General features: G+C 49.1%; 17 protein-coding genes. 10 read left to right on the forward strand and 7 right to left on the reverse strand.

Features of this window, described 5'->3' with window-relative positions; all coding sequences use genetic code 11:
* Positions 1-174: 174 nt before the first annotated feature.
* From BGP75_RS02920 to BGP75_RS02950, 7 genes are all read left to right on the forward strand, one after another.
* Positions 175-1,290 carry a GlxA family transcriptional regulator gene (locus tag BGP75_RS02920; RefSeq protein WP_076714937.1) on the forward strand — a complete coding sequence of 372 codons (1,116 nt, stop codon included), beginning with the start codon at positions 175-177 and terminating at the stop codon, positions 1,288-1,290.
* Positions 1,291-1,553: 263 nt separating this feature from the next.
* Entirely contained in the window at positions 1,554-2,531 is a 978-nt protein-coding gene (locus tag BGP75_RS02925; protein WP_076715025.1) for a dipeptidase, read from the forward strand.
* Positions 2,532-2,714: 183 nt separating this feature from the next.
* On the forward strand, positions 2,715-3,245 hold the full coding sequence (locus BGP75_RS02930) for a 4-vinyl reductase (protein ID WP_076714939.1): 531 nt from the start codon (positions 2,715-2,717) through the stop codon (positions 3,243-3,245).
* A 262-nt stretch (positions 3,246-3,507) separates the two neighbouring features.
* A complete protein-coding gene (gene dgcA / locus BGP75_RS02935) occupies positions 3,508-5,571 on the forward strand; it encodes a dimethylglycine demethylation protein DgcA (protein WP_076714941.1) in 2,064 nt (687 codons plus the stop codon).
* Between the two features lie 81 nt (positions 5,572-5,652).
* The gene (locus BGP75_RS02940) at positions 5,653-7,617 is read left to right on the forward strand and encodes a (Fe-S)-binding protein (protein ID WP_076715028.1); all 1,965 of its coding nucleotides are present in this window, start codon (positions 5,653-5,655) and stop codon (positions 7,615-7,617) included.
* On the forward strand, positions 7,617-8,951 hold the full coding sequence (locus BGP75_RS02945; RefSeq protein WP_083704593.1) for an electron transfer flavoprotein subunit alpha/FixB family protein: 1,335 nt from the start codon (positions 7,617-7,619) through the stop codon (positions 8,949-8,951). Before BGP75_RS02940 ends, BGP75_RS02945 begins: the two co-directional genes overlap by 1 nt.
* A complete protein-coding gene (locus tag BGP75_RS02950; protein ID WP_076714943.1) occupies positions 8,941-9,735 on the forward strand; it encodes an electron transfer flavoprotein subunit beta in 795 nt (264 codons plus the stop codon). The genes BGP75_RS02945 and BGP75_RS02950 overlap by 11 nt, the downstream gene beginning before the upstream one ends.
* 72 nt (positions 9,736-9,807) lie before the next feature.
* Here BGP75_RS02950 and BGP75_RS02955 read toward each other — a convergent pair whose 3' ends face one another.
* On the reverse strand, positions 9,808-10,770 hold the full coding sequence (locus tag BGP75_RS02955) for a LysR family transcriptional regulator (RefSeq protein WP_076714946.1): 963 nt from the start codon (positions 10,768-10,770) through the stop codon (positions 9,808-9,810).
* A gap of 118 nt (positions 10,771-10,888) precedes the next feature.
* Between BGP75_RS02955 and BGP75_RS02960 the strand changes: the two genes are divergently transcribed.
* Entirely contained in the window at positions 10,889-11,266 is a 378-nt protein-coding gene (locus tag BGP75_RS02960; protein WP_076714948.1) for a nuclear transport factor 2 family protein, read from the forward strand.
* A 131-nt stretch (positions 11,267-11,397) separates the two neighbouring features.
* Here the strand turns inward: BGP75_RS02960 and BGP75_RS02965 are convergent, their stop codons facing one another.
* From BGP75_RS02965 to BGP75_RS02975, 3 genes are all read right to left on the reverse strand, one after another.
* Positions 11,398-12,381 (reverse strand): DUF4214 domain-containing protein, encoded by a 984-nt coding sequence (locus BGP75_RS02965; RefSeq protein ID WP_076714950.1) that lies wholly within the window; start codon positions 12,379-12,381, stop codon positions 11,398-11,400.
* A 224-nt stretch (positions 12,382-12,605) separates the two neighbouring features.
* Entirely contained in the window at positions 12,606-13,358 is a 753-nt protein-coding gene (locus tag BGP75_RS02970) for a 3'-5' exonuclease (protein WP_083704594.1), read from the reverse strand.
* Positions 13,359-13,367: 9 nt separating this feature from the next.
* Positions 13,368-15,284: a DUF294 nucleotidyltransferase-like domain-containing protein gene (locus tag BGP75_RS02975; protein WP_076714952.1), complete on the reverse strand. Its 1,917-nt coding sequence runs from the start codon at positions 15,282-15,284 to the stop codon at positions 13,368-13,370.
* Positions 15,285-16,105: 821 nt separating this feature from the next.
* On the opposite strand from BGP75_RS02975, the gene BGP75_RS02980 reads away from it, so the two are divergent.
* Together BGP75_RS02980 and BGP75_RS02985 are read left to right on the forward strand one after the other, a co-directional pair.
* Positions 16,106-17,698 carry a BCCT family transporter gene (locus BGP75_RS02980; RefSeq protein WP_076714954.1) on the forward strand — a complete coding sequence of 531 codons (1,593 nt, stop codon included), beginning with the start codon at positions 16,106-16,108 and terminating at the stop codon, positions 17,696-17,698.
* 197 nt (positions 17,699-17,895) lie between these two features.
* Positions 17,896-18,135 (forward strand): hypothetical protein, encoded by a 240-nt coding sequence (locus BGP75_RS02985; RefSeq protein ID WP_076714956.1) that lies wholly within the window; start codon positions 17,896-17,898, stop codon positions 18,133-18,135.
* On the opposite strand, the gene BGP75_RS02990 is transcribed toward BGP75_RS02985, so the two are convergent.
* The 3 genes from BGP75_RS02990 to BGP75_RS03000 form a co-directional block, all read right to left on the reverse strand.
* Complete coding sequence (locus BGP75_RS02990; protein WP_076714958.1) at positions 18,116-19,018, reverse strand: EamA family transporter; 903 nt, start codon at positions 19,016-19,018, stop codon at positions 18,116-18,118. The two genes, BGP75_RS02985 and BGP75_RS02990, sit on opposite strands and share 20 nt — an antisense overlap.
* The gene (locus BGP75_RS02995) at positions 19,015-19,740 is read right to left on the reverse strand and encodes an HAD family hydrolase (protein WP_076714960.1); all 726 of its coding nucleotides are present in this window, start codon (positions 19,738-19,740) and stop codon (positions 19,015-19,017) included. The genes BGP75_RS02990 and BGP75_RS02995 overlap by 4 nt, the downstream gene beginning before the upstream one ends.
* 133 nt (positions 19,741-19,873) lie before the next feature.
* Positions 19,874-21,622: a Na/Pi cotransporter family protein gene (locus BGP75_RS03000; protein WP_198939258.1), complete on the reverse strand. Its 1,749-nt coding sequence runs from the start codon at positions 21,620-21,622 to the stop codon at positions 19,874-19,876.
* Positions 21,623-21,628 lie beyond the last annotated feature (6 nt).

The raw sequence follows: 21,628 nt of genomic DNA on the forward strand, positions 1-21,628 counted from the left end.
AAGTACTATCTACTTCCACAAGCATTATCGATGTCAACAAGAGCTATCTATGTCGGCAGTTTCTATCCCTGTCGATCAGATTGCCAAATGTTAGCAGGCAGCATTATAAAAAGAATGAGTGGTATATAACCGCCACCACGGCTAGCCAAGCCGGTTGTTGATGAGGGCCAGAACATGACGGTAAAATCTCCAGGGAATCTGCTTCAGGCTGCTCCGCAACCGGTTCGTGTTGGTTTTTTATTGTTGGATAGCTTCACGATGATCGCTCTGGCATCGGCCGTTGAACCTTTACGAATGGCTAATCAGCTTTCTGGAAGGGAGCTGTACAGCTGGCTTTTGCTAACAGCGGATGGTGAGCCTGTCCGCGCCAGTGACGGTATTCGAGTGACTCCGGACGCTTCCATCACTGACGGGATTCAGTTTGATACTGTATTGGTTGCGGGGGGCGTTAACATCACTCGTAACTATTCAAAAAAGGAAGTGGCCTGGCTGCAACAGTTAAGCCGTAAAAAAATTGCTCTGGGTGGAATCTGTACAGGTGCTTATGTGCTGGCCGATGCCGGATTGTTGGATGGTTATGATTGCAGCGCCCATTGGGAATGCATAGCGTCCCTGCAAGAGGCTTTTCCAAAGGTCAAATGCAACCGCAGGCTGTTTACCATTGATCGTGACCGTTTGACCTGTTCCGGTGGCGGTGCTCCGCTGGACATGATGCTTCATCGAGTTACCCTGGAACATGGCTGGACGCTGGCCGGGGCTATTTCCGACATGTTTGTCTGTGACCGGGTACGCAACCAGGCTGATCAGCAACGGGTACCCTTGCGACACCTGCTCAGTACTGCACAGCCCAAATTGGTGGAAATCGTAGAGCTGATGGAAGCCAATATTGAGGAGCCCATAGAGCTGGATGATCTGGCGTCTTTTGTGGGTGTTTCCCGACGCCAGCTGGAGCGGCTTTTTCATAAGTATTTGAGTTGTACCCCCTCCCGTTATTATTTGAAGCTGCGATTGGATCGTGCACGTCAGTTGCTGAAGCAGACGACGATGTCTATTATCGAAATATCCGCTGCTTGTGGTTTTGTCTCTACACCTCACTTCAGTCGTTGCTATCGAAAACACATTGGACTTTCTCCCCGAGAAGAGAGAACTGGAATGTGGGCGGAAAGTCAGCCCAGTGTGATTATTCAGGCGTTATCAGAAGAAAAGCGTAGCGAGGAATTACGTTCCAGGGTGGCTGATGCTTTGGCTGCAGCCCAGGCTGAGCCTAGTTATGCGTCAATCAGACTCTAATCCATTCTATTCTCGGGTCGTTTCACTAAGCCGCTGAATTGTGTCCCTCTTTCCTGGTCGTAACTGAGCAGGATACAACCCTGTTCGTTTAAAATTCGCTTATTAACGTTCGTCGTTTATGGTGTTTTTGCTGTCGTTTATAGTGCTGCTGCTGGACTGCTTAATCGATAGACTTGTGTCCATTAGAGTTACAGGTGGTCGCCGCCACCTTGATAAACAATTAATCAAAAAAACAAAAACTGAGGGCTTCCATGGTGGACACAATTAATGCCGCTGAACTGCATCAGGACGCGATAATTATTGATGGACTGATCATCGCCAAATGGAATCGAGAACTGTTCGAAGATTTCAAGAAAGGCGGAGTGACTGCTGCAAACTGCACCGTTTCTGTATGGGAAGGTTTTCAGAATACTGTCAACAATGTTGTTGAAATGAACAACCTTATCGAGGCCAATAATGATCTGTTGCTGAAAGTGAACAACACCAGTGATATCAAGCGTGCAAAGGCCGAAGGTAAGACTGGAATTTTTATGGGATTCCAGAATGCCCATGCTTATGAAGATCAGATTGGCTATGTGCAGGTCTTTAAGGATCTTGGCGTTGGCATTGTGCAGATGTGTTATAACACCCAGAATCTGGTTGGTACTGGCTGCTATGAGCGTGACGGTGGACTCTCAGACTTCGGTCGTGAGATCGTTGCTGAAATGAATCGTGTTGGCGTGCTTTGTGATCTGTCTCACGTCGGTAGCAAGACCTCAGAAGAAGTTATTCTTGAGTCCAAAAAGCCTGTTTGTTACTCCCACTGCCTGCCCTCAGGGCTAAAAGACCATCCTCGTAACAAGTCCGATGAAGAGTTGAAATTTATCGCTGATCGCGGTGGTTTTATCGGTGTTACCATGTTTGCTCCTTTCCTCAAAAATGGCATTAACTCCAGCATCGAAGACTACGTTGAAGCGATTGAGTATATCGTCAATATTGCAGGTGTTGATCAAGTCGGTATTGGCACTGACTTTACTCAGGGGCATGACCAACAGTTCTTTGAGTGGCTGACCCACGATAAGGGTTATGCCCGCCGTCTGACCCGCTTTGGCAAGATCGTAAATCCAGAAGGCATTCGTACCGTCGGTGAATTCCCTAATCTTACCGAAGCACTGCTGCGTCGCGGATTCTCTGAGTCCGATACCCGCAAGATTATGGGCGATAACTGGGTTCGGGTACTGGCTGAGGCCTGGGGAGAGTAAGTCTGATCCTGTCAGATTGACTGTCCTGAGTGGTGCGGTAACAGCAGCATCGCCAGTAAAGCTGAAAAATAGCTGCTTAAACGAATAGCTGCTGAGATAAGTAGTTATTGAAAAGTAAGTAGCTATTAAAAATAAGTAACATCCGCATAAATGCGGTTTGAAAATATGTTTGAGGATAGCCCCATGGGTATGCACGCACCAGAAATGCCAATTAACGTTGATGATGAAACCGGAGTATGGACCACCGATGCTCTGCCAATGCTATATGTGCCTCGTCATTTCTTCGTCAATAACCACATGGGAATCGAAGAAGAACTTGGTGCTGAACGTTATGCTGAAGTTTTATACAAAGCTGGATATAAGTCGGCCTGGCACTGGTGTGAAAAAGAAGCCGAAGCTCATGGTATCAGCGGAGAAGCGGTATTTGAGCATTATATGAAGCGCCTTTCTCAGCGTGGCTGGGGCTTCTTTATTACCGAGCAACTGGATCTGGAAAAGGGTACCGCTCGTGTGCGCTTGGAGAACTCTGCATTTGTTTACCAGTATGGTCAGGTTAACCGCAAGGTGGATTATATGTTCACGGGTTGGTTTGCCGGAGCGATGGACCAGATTGCTGAAAGCCTGGGTTACTCCGTCCGTACGGTTGCCGAACAGACTCAATGTGCTGCGGAAGAAGGCTGTGACTACGGCATATTTGAAGTGAAACCGCTTTAACTGGTTTTAGGGACCACAGCCTAAGAGGCTGTTGCTTCAAAAACAGCTTTTTAAAGAGCCTGCGTTGTCGATCCATGGACTTATCCTGTCCGGGGAGTCCGCCGGCTGCTCAGCTGAACAGCAATTAACTCTCGGCCTTACAGGCCAAAAAAAGACATCAGTATTCGATGCAGCGATCCGGTTGGCCTGAAAAGTCATTGGATTGCTGGGTTGGGTGTTTCATAAAAATAGCTATAAAAACAACTATAGGTGGGGTAGAACCATGTCCCAGTTCGATGCGCTGTTCCAGCCGCTCAATATCAATAAACTGACTATCAGAAACCGTATTGTCAGTACTGCTCATGCCGAGGTTTATGCAACTGAAGGTGGCATGACAACTGATCGTTACGTTAAATACTACGAAGAGAAAGCCAAGGGTGGATGCGGGCTTTCTATCTGTGGCGGTTCCAGCGTGGTTTCTATCGATAGTCCCCAGAGCTGGTGGAGCTCCGTTAATCTGTCTACGGATCGGATTATTCCCCACTTTCAGAATCTTGCCGATGCCGTGCACAAGCACGGTGGCAAGATCATGATTCAGATTACCCACATGGGACGCCGATCACGCTGGGATGGTGAAAACTGGCCGAACCTGATGTCTCCTTCAGGAATCCGTGAGCCGGTTCATCGTGCTACCTGTAAAACCATCGAAGAAGAAGAAATCTGGCGGGTTATCGGTGATTTTGCACAAGCGGCCCGTCGCGCGAAAGAAGGGGGGCTTGACGGGGTTGAGCTCTCAGCGGTGCATCAGCATATGATTGATCAGTTCTGGTCCCCACGGGTTAACCAGCGTACCGATCAATGGGGTGGCAGTTTAGAAAATCGTATGCGCTTTGGTCTGGAAGTTTTGAAAGCCGTGCGGGAAGAAGTGGGTCCGGACTTTGTTGTCGGTATGCGGATTTGTGGTGATGAGTTCCATCCTGATGGTCTTAATCAGGACGATATGAAGCAGATCGCCAAATACTATAACGATACCGGTAAAGTGGACTATTTTGGTGTTGTCGGCTCTGGCTGCGATACTCATAACACCCTGGCTAACGTTATCCCTAACATGAGCTACCCACCGGAGCCATTTTTACACCTGGCGGCTGGAATTAAGGAAGTGGTGGATGTTCCTGTTATTCACGCACAGAACATCAAGGACCCCAACCAGGCACAGCGTATTCTTGAGGCCGGCTATGTGGACTTTGTCGGCATGACCCGTGCACATATCGCTGATCCACACCTGATCGCCAAGATAAAAATGAATCAGGTGGACCAGATTCGTCAATGTGTCGGCGCTAACTACTGTATTGACCGTCAGTATCAAGGGCTGGATGTTCTCTGTATCCAGAATACAGCGACCTCCCGTGAACACCTGGGCATGCCCCATATTATCGAAAAAACTGAAGGACCTAAGCGCAAAGTCGTCGTTATTGGTGGCGGTCCTGGTGGTATGGAAGCCGCTCGGGTAGCAGCAGAGCGCGGACATGATGTCACCCTGGTGGAAAAAGCTGATGAGCTGGGTGGACAGATTACCATTGCAGCTAAGGCGCCACAGCGTGACCAGATTGCCGGTATTACCCGCTGGTACGCCATGGAGCTGGAGCGACTGGGGATTGATTTACGTTTGGGTACCAGTGCTAATGCCGACATGATTCGCGACCTGAAGCCTGATGTTTGTATTCTGGCTACCGGTGGGCGTCCGTTCCTGGAGCAGAACCCTGCCTGGGGGGCTGACGAAGGGTTGGTGGTATCCAGCTGGGATATTCTTAATGGTACCGTTGAGCCCGGTAAAAATGTACTGATCTACGATACGATCTGCGAGTTTTCCGGACTTTCAGCGGCAGATTATCTGTCTGCCAAAGGTTCATTGGTAGAAATCGTGACTGATGATATTAAGCCCGGTGTCGGGGTGGGTGGAACAACCTTCCCGACCTATTACCGCAGCCTCTATGAAAAAGAGGTGATTATGAGCTCAGACCTGATACTGGAAAAAGTATACCGGGAAGGTGACAAGCTGGTTGCCGTACTGGAAAACGAGTACACCGGTCAGCAGGAAGAGCGAGTCGTCGACCAGATTGTTGTTGAAAATGGTGTGCGACCTAATGAAGAGCTTTATTACCAGCTGAAAGCCGAATCCCGTAATAAGGGCCAGATTGATGTAGAAGCCATGTTTGATGGCAAGGCTCAGCCGGTTCTTTCTGAATCAGCAGAAGGCATGATCCTTTGGCGTCTGGGCGATTGTGTTTCGCAACGCAACACCCATGCAGCAATCTATGACGGTCTGCGACTCTGTAAAGATCTCTAGGCACGTACTCTCCCCACCTTCTTTTATTCAGAGGGCGGGGATCACTGTTTTCTTAATCTGTTTGTATGAGGGCAGATGATGATCCTCGATTGGTTACTTCCCCTGTTATTAACCGCAATGCTGGTGCTGCTGGTATTGGGTGCGATGCGTCGGATAAGCCTCTGGCGTGCCGGGCAACCTTGTCAGGTTGATGTTCTGGCTGGTTTGCTGTCAATACCACGACGTTATCTGGTAGACCTTCACCATATCGTAGAACGGGATAAATACATGTCCAATACCCACGTGGCTACGGGTGGCGGATTTGTATTGTCTCTGGCGCTGATACTGTTGGTCCATCTTTTGGGTTTTGAAAGTCAGATCCTGGCGGGTGCACTGTTGATTGCAACGGCGTTGATGTTTATCGGAGCTCTGTTTGTATTTAGACGTCGAATTCAGCCGCCATCAAGGCTTTCTAAAGGTCCCTGGATGCGATTGCCAAAAAGTTTGCTGGTATTTTCTGCAACCTTTTTTGTCATTACTCTACCAGCGGCAGGAGTTCTGCCTGAGCTGTTTTCAACCTCTGGTGTCGGCGGTTGGTTGCTGGCTCTGGTGCTATTGGTCGGTGTGGGTCTTGGTCTGGGTGAAATGCTGCTGGGTATGACCTGGGGTGGCCCAATGAAGCATGCTTTTGCCGGGGCATTGCATCTGGCTTTTCATCGTCGCCCGGAGCGGTTTGGTGGTGGGCGTTCTACCGGTCTTAAAGCCGTTGATTTGGACTCTGAAACACTCGGTGTTGCCAAACCCACTGATTTCAAATGGAATCAGCTATTGGGTTTTGATGCCTGCGTACAATGTGGTCGCTGCGAAGCTGTATGCCCGGCCTTTGCCGCGGGTCAGCCACTGAATCCGAAAAAACTGATTCAGGATATGGTTGTTGGCCTGGCGGGTGGTACCGATGCCGGGTATGCCGGTAGCCCTTATCCCGGTCGTGAAGTGGGGCAGGCCAGGGGCGGGCCGACTGAGGTGATCACTGAAGGGCTGGTTGATCCTGACACACTCTGGTCTTGTACGACCTGTCGTGCTTGTGTCGAGGAATGTCCAATGATGATCGAGCATGTGGATGCGATCGTTGATATGCGTCGTTTCCTGACTCTGGAAAAAGGCTCCACCCCGAATAAAGGGGCTGAGACACTGGAGAACCTTATCGCGACGGACAACCCTAATGGTTTTGATCCTGGCAGTCGGATGAACTGGGCTGCTGACCAGAACCTCAAGGTTATGGCGGATGTCCGGGAAGTGGATGTCCTGTTCTGGGTCAGTGACGGTGCCTTCGATATGCGCAGTCAGCGTATCTTACGGGCCTTCGTCAAATTGATGAAAGCTGCGAACGTTGATTTTGCTGTATTAGGCGATGAAGAACGGGATTCCGGTGATGTTGCCCGTCGGCTGGGGGATGATGCGACTTTTCAGAGTTTGGCAAAGCGCAATATTGCAGTACTGACGCAATACAAGTTCAAACGTATTGTGACGACCGATCCTCACGCCTTTCACTGCCTGAAAAATGAATACCGGGATTTTGGCGGTCGCTACGAGGTATTGCACCACACTACGTTTATTAATGATTTGGTGAAAGAGGGCAAGCTTAGTCTGGAGGCCTACAAAGGTGGCACGGTTACCTATCACGACCCTTGCTATCTGGGTCGATACAACGGCGAGTACGATTCACCCCGTGAGCTTCTGGCTAGTTTGGGAATCGAGCTTGCAGAGATGGAGCGCTCAGGCTTCCGTTCTCGATGCTGCGGCGGTGGGGGTGGGGCTCCTATCACGGATATTCCCGGAGAGCGCCGTATTGCTGATATGCGAATGGCTGATGCTCAAGAAACCGGCGCCGAGCTAGTTGCTGTCGGATGTCAGCAGTGTACGGCGATGTTAGAAGGAGTGGTTGAACCTCGACCCGAGGTGAAGGATATCGCCGAAATTGTTGTGGAAGTTCTTGCCGCTGAAAACAATGACAGTAAGGTCAGCGGTGGCGCTGTTGTTGAGCCGTTGGCTCAGGAGGTTCACTGATGAGCGAACTGGACTATCAAGAGGAAGGCTTGCAACAGCAAGGTTCTCAAGGGCATGGGACTCACGACCTGATTCGTCGTGATCCGAGAGTTGAGTGGATTAGCCGGAATAGACTTCATCCTCAGCATGCTGAAATGGTGACTCCCGTCGGTGAAGTACGAGGTCCCACCGGACTGCTTCGCAAGAACCCTCATGGGCTTGGATACATTGGCCCTAAGGGGATCAAGCGAATTGATCGTCTGGCTATAAAGGCAGGAGAAAGCGGCTCGGTTCTGGGCATTCGCAGAGGCTCAGCTAAAGGTCAGAAGGAGCAACTACTGCCTCTGGCTACTGTAGAAAATCCAGACTATACCCTGGTTGCTGTGATGGATTTAGTCGGGGGCCGACTGACGGGGCACGATAAGGATGTACTGGGTCAGGCGCATAAACTTGTTCAGGCGTTGAACCGCGATGCTAGTGATCCGCATACCAATAACGGAGCGGTGGTAGCTGTTGTCTTTGGAGAAAGTAAAGAGGAAGCGTTTGATAAGGCCGGTGTTGATCGCATCATTCATTTGCAGGGCGAAAGCTATGAAGGTTATTGCCCTGAGCGGCGGATAGCGGCACTCAGTGCTATTGAGGCGCAATTACAACCTCGCTACTGGTTATTCCCAGACAGTATTCACGGTGGCAATGAACTGGGATCCCGGCTCGCTGCTAAGTTAGGAGAGCGCCCGGCCACTCAGGCCTGGCAGGTTGATACTGAAGTCAGTATCTGTCGTGGCGGCGGTCAGCGTACTGATATTAGCCGTAAGACTCCGCGTTTACTGCTTCTGGCCGAAGAATGCGCGGACCCCATCGATGAAACGCGTCATCAAGTTTTACCGTTGGAACTGGAGTCGGTACCCAGTGTTATCACACGGATAGAAGACCAAGGTCAGGTAGCGGTTGATCCGAATCAGATTCCCCTGGCTGAGGCTGAATTTATACTCTCGGCAGGTAATGGTATTCACGATTGGGATCAGTTCCATAGGGCGGCAGAACAACTGGGGGCTACGGAAGGTGCGAGTCGTGTCGCGGTTGATGATGGCTTTATGCCTCGCTTCAGACAGGTGGGTGCAACTGGAACCTGGGTGACAGCGCGAGTTTACCTGGCCGTGGGAATCTCGGGGGCCATTCAGCATATGCAAGGTATCGGCCAGTGCGAGAAGGTCGTTGCCATCAATACTGATGCAGGTTGTGACATGGTTAAACGTGCTGACCTTAGTGTTATCGGTGACAGCGGGGACATTCTGGCTGAGCTGCTGCACTTGCTCGAAATCCGACATCAAGGGGGAGCAGAAGATGCTGCGTAATACCAATAGGGCTACTGATCTGAAAGTTATCTCGCTGGTTTCTGTCGGCTGTCATCCCAAGTCTGGACGAGCCCGACGGGCAGAACAGGACTCTCGTGCTGTGGAATTGGGACTGAAACTGGCAGGAGGAGGGTTGACGATGGTTCACGCCGGAGATCATCAGCAGGAGGCTTTGCGAGGTTATCTGGGCATGGGGCTGAAAGATATGGCGGTGATCAGGCAACCAGAAACTGCCGACGTTATTCCTGCCCTGCAAGAGTATCTGCAACAGCAACGGCCCGATATCGTTCTGACCGGGGTTCGTGCTGAACGTGGTGAAGGTTCGGGTATGACTCCTTATCTCTTGGCGGAACAACTCGGCTGGCCTGTCGTGACCCGAATTGCCGACGTAGTTTCTATTGACAATGGTGAAGCTGAAATTTTACAGGCACTGCCACGGGGCCAGAGAAGGGCACTGAAAGTGCGTTTGCCTTTTGTGGCCAGTGTCGATCTGGCAGCAGATGCCCCTCGTCAGAGTGCTTTTGGTCCTGGGTGTCGTGGAGCAATCAGCAGCATAAACTCAACGGTTACAGAGGATTCTCTCAGCAGTGACTGGACTGAAAGCCCTGCTCGAAAACGACCCAAGCGGTTAAAAGTCATTAAGGCAAAAACTGCAGCAGACCGGTTCAAAGCGGCAACAGCCAAAGTCCAGGGGGGCGGAGGAAAAGTACTCAAGAATGAATCGACCCGTGAAAAAGCACAGGCGATTCTGGACCTGTTAACAGAAGAAGCGGTTTTAAGGTAGTCAGTTTCCACTCGCCTCGTAGCTGTTCCCCCTGAGGCTCTTTAGGTTCCCCCGAGACCGTTTGATTGCGTCTCACCCTCCTTGCCGGACGCCCGTCCGGCTTTTTTTATTCAGTCTTGTCTCTATCTTTTCCAGACATAAGCGGACGATGAGCGGTAAGTTACCCTTATAAGGATGCAGAGCGTAGACTGCCACTGTCGGCAATTGGAAATCAGGCAGCAGCTGTTTAAGAGCGGGGTTTTTGGCAAAAATAAACTCTGGCACGATACCGGCTCCTGCTCCGGCCTCCAGCATAGCCAGGCAGGTATGGAATGAATTGGCACGACACCAGGGAGTAAAGGAGAGACTATGCTTTTTACCGTTACGTCGATTTTCCAGCTGGTGGATGATGCTATCGCCCTGCCAGTGATTAGCGATATAGCGTATTCCTGAAGCCTGATTGGTCAATGGGGTTGCTGTCGTGGATTTATCTGAAACAGCTGCTCGCGTGGCGGATTGAGGCCCTTGTGTTAGTGCCGGTTCAAGTTCAGAAGAAATACAGAGAATATCTCTGAATTCACCGATTCGGCGTTGCATCAGATTGCTTGATGCTGACTGGCCTACCCGGATAGCCAGATCAATATTGTTATCCATTAAATCCAGTTGCTCGTCATTGGCAATCATTTCAGGTCTGATTTCTGAATACTTAACGACCAGCTCGGCCACCGCCGGTACGATCAGGTCATTCATTAGCGCATGTGGTGCGGTTATCCGGATGACTCCGCGAGGTATTTGTTGATTGCTCTGTGCTTCATTCCAGGCTTGCTCTGCAACTGAATTCAGAAGTCTACACTTTTGATAAAACTCTGATCCGGCTGTCGTCAGGGTTTGTTTTCGAGTCGTACGCTTTAATAAGACCACTCCCAGATCAGTCTCAAGGGCTTTAAGGTGCTGGCTGATAACGGACTTGGAGAGGTTTAATACTTCAGCGGCGGCGCTGATTGAACCAGTCTCAACCACATAGGCGAAAACGGACATTTGACGAAGGTGATTCATTCTATTGTCCTTAAAAATTAAACAATCAATTCCAATTACACTGTTTTTAAGTCTTCATGAAAAGCCTAGATTAGAAAACTTATCAATAAGTCCATCTGTTTACACTGAGGCAATATCAATGAACCAAACCCATAATGTACTTGAAATCTGTAAAGCGGGAATTTCCAGCTGGCAAGAGGCGTTTAATCGTGGTGACGCAAAAGGATGTGCAGATCAGTATGCAGAAAACGCGGTAATGCAAGCGAAGCCCTTTGGCAGCTATACCGGCAGGAAAGAAATTGAAGCTTTCTGGCAGAAAATTATCAAAGACGGTTTTAGTGATGTTTCTTATACCGAGGTTGAATGGAAACCTGTGGGAGAAGATGGCTATATCCTGACTTCACAGTGGACGATGAACAAGGCTCATGGCGTTGTTCATCAGGAGCACTGGAAAATACAGGCCGATGGTTGTGCGCGTCTGGTTTTTGATGAGTTTGAAGTGCTGGGTGAGCGTTAGTTTTATAGCGAATCGCTCATGAAGTTAATATGGCTGACACTTTTCTGATATATACAATGTTATGCATAAAGGTGGTCAGCCATTATCAGGGGTGAGAGACGTTTTGATAATCGGGAATTAGTGAATTCCGCTCAAAATAACCAATAACCCCCGCCGTCATCGTAAAGGCCACTGAAAATTACTTCTGTATTTTCGATATTCTCAATCGAGTTAGAAAAACTTGCCAGCACCCCTGCATGATGCATACCACTCTCCATTTCATCAAGCCAGTAGTTTAATCCCTCTATATCCGGGTCTCGATCCAGTACGTTTTCATAGAGCAGATCAATGTAGGTCCAGTTTGAAGGATTGCCATACATCTCTTGGAATTCATTGGATTGGTAGAAACAGGTAGCAATATCCAGAAGTGGCATATTGTCTTCCCATCGGTCAATCCAGTAATTTAAGCCGTCGATATCAGGCTCTCTGTCAAAAGCGGCTTTATAGAGTCGGCCTATTTCAGCGACATCAGCTCGGTTTGCTTCACGGTGCATCGATATCTGTTCATAGTAACTGGAGGTTTGAATAATATCGCTAACCTTTGACTTGAAATGCTGTTCATCATAGCTGCTGAATCCGAATTGCTCATAAGAATAAGATCCTAACCAGCCAATGGATTGTTTTACTGCAGTTACGAATTCATTGTGAGTGAAGTGTTCCCGACCGTAAGAATCTCCGGTTAGCAGATAAAAATTTTCTATTCTGGCGGAGGGATCATTGTAATTTGCGTAGAGCATTTCATTGCCATAATCGTCCCACAGCACCAAGTGGGTGTTATCGATTTCAGCTGACCACTTCATACCCGTGTTATAGCCCGTGTATTCATCTACATAGCTATCATTTACGCCTCCGGTCTCCATCAGAAAAAATGAACCGCTGCCATCCCATTTATAAGTATCGGAGCCATTTCCACCAGCCATCCAGGTCACATCGTCCAGCTCAGAAGTGATCTGGATGTTCCTGGCCACAAGCTGGTCATCACCCTGCAGACCGAAGTAATAGTGATCACTATAATTGCTATAGATATCTTCAGAATAATAATTTCCCAGATATAATTTGCTGGAATTCAAAGCCATAACAAAACTCTCGTTGGAATAAGTCTCTTGCCGCTAACCGATTGGTTCAGGATAACGATATCTTAATGATAAAAATACTATTGGGCTGATTAACGAATCCTGAACCATAGAAAAGAAATTTAATTGAATTCTTGGCTCTCCTGCGCTTGGGGAGTTAAGGAAGAGCGGCGCAACAGGAGTTTTATACCTCATCGATAGAGGGTAACTGCCGCTATAGAGGATAATTACCGCCAAATCTCCGAGATTGGTGTATCAGGTGAATACCGATCCGCAATCTGGGCCTGTAACAGTTCTGCGGTTGCCAGTGCATCAGTTAATGCATGGTGTGGGGCATAGTAAGGTAAGTTATAGCGGGTTCGGCTATCTGCCAGACGAATGGAAACCGGCTTTTTGCCCATCAGTCGGGCCCAGAAGCCTGTAGGTTTTTGCCGGTGTATTCTTGCTTCAAGATCCATTGTATCGACGACCGGAAAATGAATGCCTTCGTTTAAGCGGCTTTTGAATCCCCGGTCCAGAAATCCCCGTTCGATGGTGCGGTAGTGGACTACCGCAATACGGCCAGCCAGGCTTTCCAGTAACGGGGCAATAATGGCAGACAGGTCTGGAGCGTCGACAACATCTGAATGAGTGATTCCATGAAAGACCACTGACTTTTCCACCAAAGGGCGACTGGGGCTGATAATCCAGTGACGAGAGTCTCGACAACGAATCCGTTTCAGATCAAAAGGGACCAGGCCAATGCTGACTATGTCATGCTTGCGTGAATCCAGCCCGGTGGTTTCAAAATCCATGGCCACAAATGAAACCTCCGATAGAGGTGTTTCAGCAGAAGGAACGCCGGCCTCGTAGAAGCATTTAAGTCGTTGATCTTCGACCACCAGGGCTTGCTCCCGAAACAAGGAGGGCCAATCTGGAACGGTTTCCGGGTGAGCGATCTTGCTGCCTGATGTTCGTAGGTTTGGTCGTAAAAAAATCACATCGTAGCCTTATTTGGAGCGTCCTGACTGATACCGGAATTTCAGAAATTTCTGGGCATTGCTGAGAATCTGAAATGCATCTTTGAGATTACGACGTTCAAAATCTGACATGTTTTCCGGCTCGATATTGTTATCAGCCTCTCTGCCTGCCTCTATATCAAGCGCCTGATGTCGGATGCGAACCAGCGAAATAAATTCCAGCGCATCTCTCAGATCAGAACCTCGTCCTTTGGGCAACAGGTCTGATTCCATAACATCATTCAAGCGTTCAAAGGAGTTCTGGGCTAAAGACCCTACTGCCAGAGAATGGACTCTGATTAAATCCGCCAATGGCGCCGTTCCGCGGCGTTTCAGATTTATGGAGTTATTGTGCTGACCGTCCTGCTCCATCACAAAATTCTTAAAGAATCCAAGAGGAGGGGTGCGATTGAGGGCATTTCGGGCCAGGCAGGCAAGAAAGCGGCGATTGTTCTGGGCGCGGTTAGCAACAAAACTCTTTAGCGCTTCAGCCCATTCTATCTTTCCCCAGACCCCTGCCAAATCGAAGAATATTGAGCTGTTAAGCAGCGCCTGGGGGTTCGGGTTATCGATCCAGTCTGTAAAGCAGGCTTCCCATTCCTGCCGGGTCTTACGCCACTCGGGATTGGTCGCCATTATCTTGCCTTTACAGTAACTGTATCCACATAGGGCTAAGCCATCACATACAAAGGTTGCTAGTTTTTCAAAATAGTTACCATGAAGCGTCGGGTTATAGCTGTCATGCAGAATTAAGGCATTGTCCTGATCGGTGACAATAAGTTGTTCATCACGGGCCATGGAACCAAGAGCCAGAAAGCAGTATGGAATGGGGGGCGGGCCAAATTTCTCTTCAGCCAATTCCAATAGTCGTTGTTTAAAACTACTGCCAATAACCGCCATCGCGCTGCCAATCATATGAGAGTTGGCATCCTCATTAACCATCCGTACAAAACAAGCTTTAACTGCTTCTGAAGCCGTTTTTAACTCTTCAACGTTTTGTGAGTGGAAAATACCGCTGACCACATAGAGGCTGTTTTGAGATTCATAGCGAACGATATCTGAAAGGGCAATGACGCCAATGGTTTTTTTTCGCTTTAAAATTGGAAGATGATGCAGGTTATAGCGAAGCATCGTTAGCATCGCTTCAAATACATAAGCATGGTGATCGAGATTGATCAGTTCGGTGGTCATTATGTTTGCCACCGGTGTTTGAGAAGAGAGCCCTTTAGCCAACACTCTGTTTCGCAAATCCCGGTTGGTGATAATTCCGATCACGGCCGCGTTTGTTGGTTTTTGGTCTCTATTCAGGTCTGGAAGATTGTTTGAATCACTGTCCTGCTGTGGATCAGTAATCAGTATGGAAGAGACCCCTTCTTCGGTCATAATGACCGCGGCTTCCTGGATTGTCGCTGATTTGGAGACTGTGACGGGCTCGCGAGTAATCAGTGCCGTCACTTTTGAGGTCAGGGATTCGTTGGCATCTTCACGGCGAGATACGGCCTGCCGTAAGCGTGTACGATCCTGCACTTCGACGAAATCAGCAAACTCGTCACTGCTCTCATAAAGATTGTCAAAAACAGTTTCAGGTATAAAGTAAACCAGAGTATCTTCCAGCGCTTTGGTGGGGAGGCGGACCCGCCGATTCATTAACAGGCCCATTTGACCGAATAAATCGCCTTCACTCAGACGGTTATACAGTTCTCCATTACGGCGATAAATTTCCACCGCGCCACTCCGAATCAGGTAGAGATCATGAATCTCATCGCCAAAGTTAAGAATCTCGCTGCCTGCCCTGAAATAGCCCACTTCGATTTGTTGAGCGATAGAATGAAGGGTCTCTTCCGGTAACTTGCTGAAAGGTGGGTATTGGCCTAGAAAAGTGAATATTTCAAGTTGTTCCGCCTGCATATTGACTCTCTTTCTCACTCTTTCTTTTGCTAAAAGGGAGGCTTTCTATTAACTGGCTACTGCCTGTCAGCAATCGTTCTGTGGGTAGTCCTCTCGGTGCGAGGGGCATTAGGCTTCTTAGTGTATAGCCTGAAGCCTTTATTATTTGTTTACCAGCGTCGGAAACCTCGTTGTTAACGACTTATGCTCAACCGGTCTTAATCAGAATCGGATAGTCTAATGATTGCTTACTTTAATGGCGCTATCGGGCTCCTTATCAAATAGATACCGTTTTCCGTATTTGACAGCCTGGGAACCCGAGAGGTATTGCCTTGATTTTACGGGGGTTGTACTTACTTTGGACAAATCAAGTGTAGCGCTATGTTGACGTTTTTAATACTCAGGCAGTGACTCTCTTCGGGGGAATTGTCGCTGCAGCGCCGCAATCACGGGAAAGTTTGTGATTTGACACAGATGTCGATATTGGGCATGAACTCTCACATTTATGTCGTTATAAGAATGATGACCTTTTGATCAGGTCCGTAAGATGGCTATGGGAAACTGCAAGGTTAGCCTTTGCTGCTTGGATTGGCTGGTGAGAAGCTGATCCAAGCCGCAAAGTAGAACTCGGTTTGTTCGGCAGTATTTCATTAATTTAAGGCGCAAGGATCGCAGCCTTAGCTATCTGAGGCCTCTAACCCGATGTGTTCACAACGAGACCAATATCCGTCGATAAACCACCAGTCATAGGGGGAAATGAAACGGCTATGCGTGCTTTTTAGCCGCGGGTGAAATGTCGGGTTAGATGCAACAAAAACAATAATTAAAGTGGGAGTAATTCGATGAATGAGAATGCTCAGTTATCGGGGAGTCTGGCTGATCAACCAGACTCAGCATATGACACGGATTACAAAGCGGGGCAGGACAATGTCCAAATAATGGGCATGGATGTTCACAACCCGGTATTTGGAACCAGCGCTGCGCTGATTCTTTTATTCGTGGTTGGTGCGCTGGTATTTCCAGCAGAATCGAAAGAACTGCTGGTAGGGGCGCGTGGATGGTCAATCAATAACTTTGACTGGCTGTTCATGATTGGCGGAAATGTTTTTGTCGTATTCTGCCTGGCAATGATTGTATTGCCAGTCGGTAAGATTCGTCTTGGTGGTGCTCAGGCAAAACCAGAATTCTCCAGACCGTCCTGGTTGGCCATGCTGTTTGCCGCTGGCATGGGGATTGGGCTTATGTTCTGGAGTGTGGCAGAACCCGTTGCCTACTATACTGATTGGTACGGCACCCCGCTGAATGCTGCAGCCAATACGCCTGAAGGTGCGTCGATGGCACTAGGGGCGACGATGTTCCATTGGGGCTTGCACCCTTGGGCGATCTACGGTGTTGTTGCACTGGCTCTGGCATTTTTTACCTATAATAAAGGTTTACCACTGACCATTCGCTCGGCCTTTTACCCGCTGTTAGGGGATAGGGTCTGGGGTCCTATCGGTCATGTGATCGATATTCTGGCCGTGCTGGCCACTATCTTTGGTCTGGCGACTTCTCTGGGGTTAGGGGCACAGCAGGCAACCAGTGGTCTTAGCCATCTGTTTGGCATGGATAACACGATTAATACTCAGATAGGGGTCATCGTCGCAGTAACTGCTATCGCGCTCTATTCTGTTGTTCGTGGTATGGATGGTGGGGTAAAACTGCTCAGTAATATCAATATGCTGATCGCAGCGGCGCTGCTGCTATTTATTATAGTTGTGGGTTCGATTGGCGGATTCTTTGGTAATTTTGGTCTATTACTGGGTAGCTATGTTGAGAACATTATACCGCTGAGTAACTGGGTTGGGCGTGAGGACGAAACCTGGTACCACGGTTGGACGGTATTCTATTGGGCCTGGTGGATTTCCTGGTCTCCTTTTGTTGGTATGTTTATCGCCCGGGTCTCCAAAGGACGCACCGTCCGTGAGTTTATGATTGCGGTGTTGCTGGTTCCAACGTTGATGTCTGCCGTATGGATGTCTGCATTTGGTGGAAATGCCCTGGATCAGGTACAAGGTAATATCGGTGAATTGGCCAATGGTGTTGGTGACGTGTCTCTGACGATGTTCCACATGTTGGCGAACCTACCCTTAGCTGAAATTACTTCGGCGCTCGCTATTATTCTGGTATTGGTGTTCTTTATTACCTCGTCTGACTCTGGATCTCTGGTAATAGACAGTATTACTGCCGGCGGTAAAGTAGATGCTCCTGTGGCACAGCGTATCTTCTGGGCGGTTATGCAAGGGCTTATTGCAGGTGTTCTTTTGTTTGGTGGTGGGGCCGATGCACTCAAGGCGCTGCAAGCCGGTGCTATCACTGCCGGGTTACCGTTTACCGCAATTTTGCTGTTGATGTGCGTTAGCCTTTATAAAGGGTTAAGGCAGGAACTACGCTAGCGGTTGTATACTCCGGTATAAAATTCCGCTCGATACGATAGCTCAGGGTTCTAATCAAGCCGGCCATTGCGCCGGCTTTTTCTGTTCAGAAAAGGTGGTTGATTAGACTGATGTAAAACCGGAACTTTACCCAACAAGCGTTAATCGATTTATCCTTAACGGATAAAGCATCTGATAAAGATCGAGGAGTAGCTGATATGATGATTGCAGATTTGGTTGATCAGGATGACTTTCGTGAAAGACTGATCAGTATCGGAGTACCGCTCTGTGCTGATCTCAGTCCGGGGGAATCGGTGCGGGCTGCGTTGGCTTGGCGAGAGCGACAGGATGAAAGCGTCCGGCAGCAACTGGATCAACTGTTCCAGACATTGCTGGAAAATGCTGATCTATTGTTGCCGGAGGTCAAGAGCGCTATTCTCAGCCCATCGCTACCATGACCAGGCCAACGAACATGATAATGACTCCTAATAATCGTGGTAGGCCGACCTGTTCTTTAAGAATCAGCAAGCCCAGTATGACTCCTATTGGGATACTCAACTGCCTGAATGCTACAACGTAGCTGACGTCATCAACATACAGCATGGCGGCTAATACCAGCGCATAGGTAAAGGTGGTTCCTATCCCCACCAGAATAATAGGCCGTTTGGGGGCGTTTGATAATTCCCGGATTTGCTGACGTCCGCCGGGTAACAGTAGCAGAGTCAGCAGAAAGCTGAGAGCGGCGAAAATACTCATCAGAGAAATATAGAGCAACGAAGCATCAATGGACGTCAGTTGCAGATCCTGACGTAACTGTTGCAGGGCTTGACTGTCTATCACCGAGTAAGCCGTTGTACCAAGCGCTGCCAGAATGGCAAAAAAGCAACCAAGGTTTAAATATTGGCCGATATGCCACTGATTGAGTCGGCTTAAAGGTAGCAGGAAAGTACCGATAACGATCAACAGCATGCCAAACAGCGCAATCTGGCTGAGAGCCTCAATACCGCTGGTTATCAGCGTGAAGGTACCGACCATCAGTACCGGCATGGCTCGTGCTATCGGATAAGCAATGGATAGATCACCGTTTCGGTAAGCAGCTCCCAATGCCATATTATAAAACGTCTGTGAGATCCCGGTGGCCATTAAGAGCCACCAAACCTGTTGCGGAATATAGTGAAGATAATCGAGGTAATAGATCAACACGGGCAGCAGGCTGATAGCACCGACTGCCATGGCTGCCATCAAAAAGGCCGCACTTGCCTGGCGGCTTTTGACCAGCATATTCCAACCCGCATGAATAAATGCAGAGATGATAACCAGTACAATTGCGGTTAGGGTCACTCGATCCTGGCCTGCAATGAACCGTCCAAAATATCAAAAATCTGGGCAACGTTGCTCAGTACATAATCGGCATCTTCAGCAAGCTGTTCCCGATTACTGGTACCGGTAAGCACACCCACGGTTAATCCTGCACCGGCACTACGGCCCATCTCTATATCATGCAAATTGTCACCAATTACAATCACCTCTTCCTGGCGAAGCCCTGTGTGACGACAGAATGCGTTCACCATGCCTGGACCCGGCTTGGTACCGTGACCGCTGTCGTAACCGCAAATGAAGTCCAGGTCGTCGAGGATACCAAAGGGAGCCAGGGAATGCTCGGCACCTTGCTGACTATCGCTGGTGGCTATCCCCAGTTTGATATCCCGCTGTTTTAGAGTATGAAAAAGTGTCGCCAGATCCGTTACTGGTACTCCGTTTTCTGCTCCTTGCTGACGGAAAATTGCGTCCATTCGAGGCACCAGATCGGCGGGAGCCTGGCCATCGAGTAATGCACTCCAGCATTCAGCAATTTCAGCGGTATTACCGGCGGCAAGCAGTGATCCGCTGCTGATAATATCCTGGTCAGGGTCGTAACCTGCGGCAATTAGCATGCGTTCGGTCAGGGCTATATCCCCGCCGGCAACCCAGCTTGCGGCTTTGTTGATGCCTGGCATCCAGGTCGCCATAAAATCCAACAGGGTGCCGTCTTTGTCAAACAGGATACCTTTATATTGAGTCATTGCATTGCTCTATCTTGGTGGCGTAATAAATTAGGCTTAAAATATGTAGTAAATGTGTCAACAGGTCAGAAGTTATCCACAGTCCCCTCAATCTCTGTTTGGGGATGATCAAAAATATCTGCAGAGCGGATTATCATCCAGGTTCACTCAGAGGCTCGGTCTGGTTCTGTTGACGCAGACGACTGGAGCGAAGCTCACCGGCCAGATCCAATAAGGGATAAGCTACTGAGGCCAGGTGGGAGTTAACCCGTTTTAAATCCCGCAAAATATCCAGAAACAGCGCGCTATCAGTGGGAGACACGGCGATCTGTTCCCGTAATCGGCGTTGGTGTGCCTCGATTGCCAGACGTTCGTTTTCACGAATAGCCATTTTCTGTTCAAGTAACTGTCGAGCGTTACCCAGGTGGCTGGTCATTAATACGCTGAAGGCCAGTTTCATGTTGGACTGAGTTTGCAGATATAGTTTGTCGATTTCTCCTAAGTCAGCCTGGGAGAAGTGGATATTCTGATTGATTGTTCTTTTCACCAGCTCTGCCAGACTTGTTTCGACGATATCGCCAAGGTGCTCAAGATTGGTGGTGAAAGTCATGATTTGGCTACAACGGCGGCGTTCTTCAGTTGTCAGAGACTTACGGCTGAGTTCTGTCAGGTAGAGCTTGATCTTTTCGTGGTACTCATCAACCAGGTCGTCGGTCTGGCAAATTTTTTCTATTGGAGCGCTATTTCTCTGATGTAAGGCATCAAAGCTCTTGTTCACCATTGATTCCAATAAGTCTCCCATCCGAAGTACTTCGCGTAATGCATGGGAAAGTGCGACGGTTGGGCTACCGAGAGCGCTACGGTCCAGGTAGCGGGGTTTCAGACTGGCTTCGTCTTCTATTCGGTCAGGCACCAGTTCTTTAATCAATCTTCCGGCCTGGCCTACCAAGGGCAGGAACAGTAGCGCCAATCCCAGGTTGAACAGCAAATGAAAATTAACCAGTTGGCGAGTGGCATCAGCCTCAAGTAATGGTAGTAAATCACTGACTTGATTTAGCCAGGGAAGGAGTAAAATCACACCACTCAGCCGGAATAAAAAGTTGCCCAATGGAGGACGACGAAGCGCCGGGGCAGCACCCAGCGTGGCTACCAGAGGAGGGAGAGCGCCACCCAGGTTTGCCCCCAGAATCAATGCAAAGCCTACGTTAAGCGGCAGAGAGTCAGCGGCAGCCAATGAGATAACCAATAAAACAGTCGCCAGACTGGAATGGGCCAGAAAGCTGATAAGGGCACCTATCAATAATGCCAGGACGGGCTCCTCTCCGAGAGACGTGAGCAGGAACTGGATGATATCGGACTCCCGCATGGGTGTTGATGCAGTGATAATCAGCTGTAACGCCAGTAACATCAGCCCCAGTCCTATGACCACACGGCCAAGGTGTTTTTGTCGTTCTCCCCGGGCGCTGAGAAACAGACAAACACCGACAAATAAAAATATTGGTTTGAGTAATGACAGATCGAAAGAAAGGGCTTGAGCGACTAAGGTCGTGCCTACGTCTGCGCCTAGCAGTAATGCTAATGCCGGAGCGGCCGAAATCGCTCCCTGGCCGGCAAAAGAGCTGGCCAATAGGGCTGTTGCTGTGCTGCTTTGTAAAAGGCAGGTGATTCCGATACCGACGGTGAAGGCTTTAAAACGGTTGGAGAGACTGCGCCCAAGCTGGCGGCGCAACTTGCCGCCATATGCCCGGGTTATGCCGGTGCGTACCATACGCAGTCCCCAAAGTAGCAGGGCAACCCCCCCCAGCAGGTTGATCAGTACCGTTGTTCCTATTGCCATTTCCACCGTTGTATCTCCATTGATAATGCTGTGACTCCATCCCATGAGAAGGCTGTCAAATAACATCAAATA

The sequence above is a fragment of the Motiliproteus sp. MSK22-1 genome (genome assembly GCF_001968815.1).
In the GTDB taxonomy this organism is placed as follows: domain Bacteria; phylum Pseudomonadota; class Gammaproteobacteria; order Pseudomonadales; family Balneatricaceae; genus Motiliproteus.

Bases quoted from the DNA above. Each gene is read 5' to 3' on its own strand.
- BGP75_RS02930 (WP_076714939.1), top strand. From the start codon at position 2,715: ATGGGTATGCACGCACCAGAAATGCCAATTAACGTTGATGATGAAACC.
- BGP75_RS02975 (WP_076714952.1), bottom strand. From the start codon at position 15,284: ATGCAGGCGGAACAACTTGAAATATTCACTTTTCTAGGCCAATACCCA.
- BGP75_RS03000 (WP_198939258.1), bottom strand. From the start codon at position 21,622: ATGTTATTTGACAGCCTTCTCATGGGATGGAGTCACAGCATTATCAAT.
- BGP75_RS02995 (WP_076714960.1), bottom strand. From the start codon at position 19,740: ATGACTCAATATAAAGGTATCCTGTTTGACAAAGACGGCACCCTGTTG.
- BGP75_RS02950 (WP_076714943.1), top strand. From the start codon at position 8,941: ATGCTGCGTAATACCAATAGGGCTACTGATCTGAAAGTTATCTCGCTG.
- BGP75_RS02920 (WP_076714937.1), top strand. From the start codon at position 175: ATGACGGTAAAATCTCCAGGGAATCTGCTTCAGGCTGCTCCGCAACCG.
- BGP75_RS02980 (WP_076714954.1), top strand. From the start codon at position 16,106: ATGAATGAGAATGCTCAGTTATCGGGGAGTCTGGCTGATCAACCAGAC.
- BGP75_RS02985 (WP_076714956.1), top strand. From the start codon at position 17,896: ATGATGATTGCAGATTTGGTTGATCAGGATGACTTTCGTGAAAGACTG.
- dgcA (WP_076714941.1), top strand. From the start codon at position 3,508: ATGTCCCAGTTCGATGCGCTGTTCCAGCCGCTCAATATCAATAAACTG.
- BGP75_RS02965 (WP_076714950.1), bottom strand. From the start codon at position 12,381: ATGGCTTTGAATTCCAGCAAATTATATCTGGGAAATTATTATTCTGAA.
- BGP75_RS02945 (WP_083704593.1), top strand. From the start codon at position 7,617: ATGAGCGAACTGGACTATCAAGAGGAAGGCTTGCAACAGCAAGGTTCT.
- BGP75_RS02955 (WP_076714946.1), bottom strand. From the start codon at position 10,770: ATGAATCACCTTCGTCAAATGTCCGTTTTCGCCTATGTGGTTGAGACT.
- BGP75_RS02960 (WP_076714948.1), top strand. From the start codon at position 10,889: ATGAACCAAACCCATAATGTACTTGAAATCTGTAAAGCGGGAATTTCC.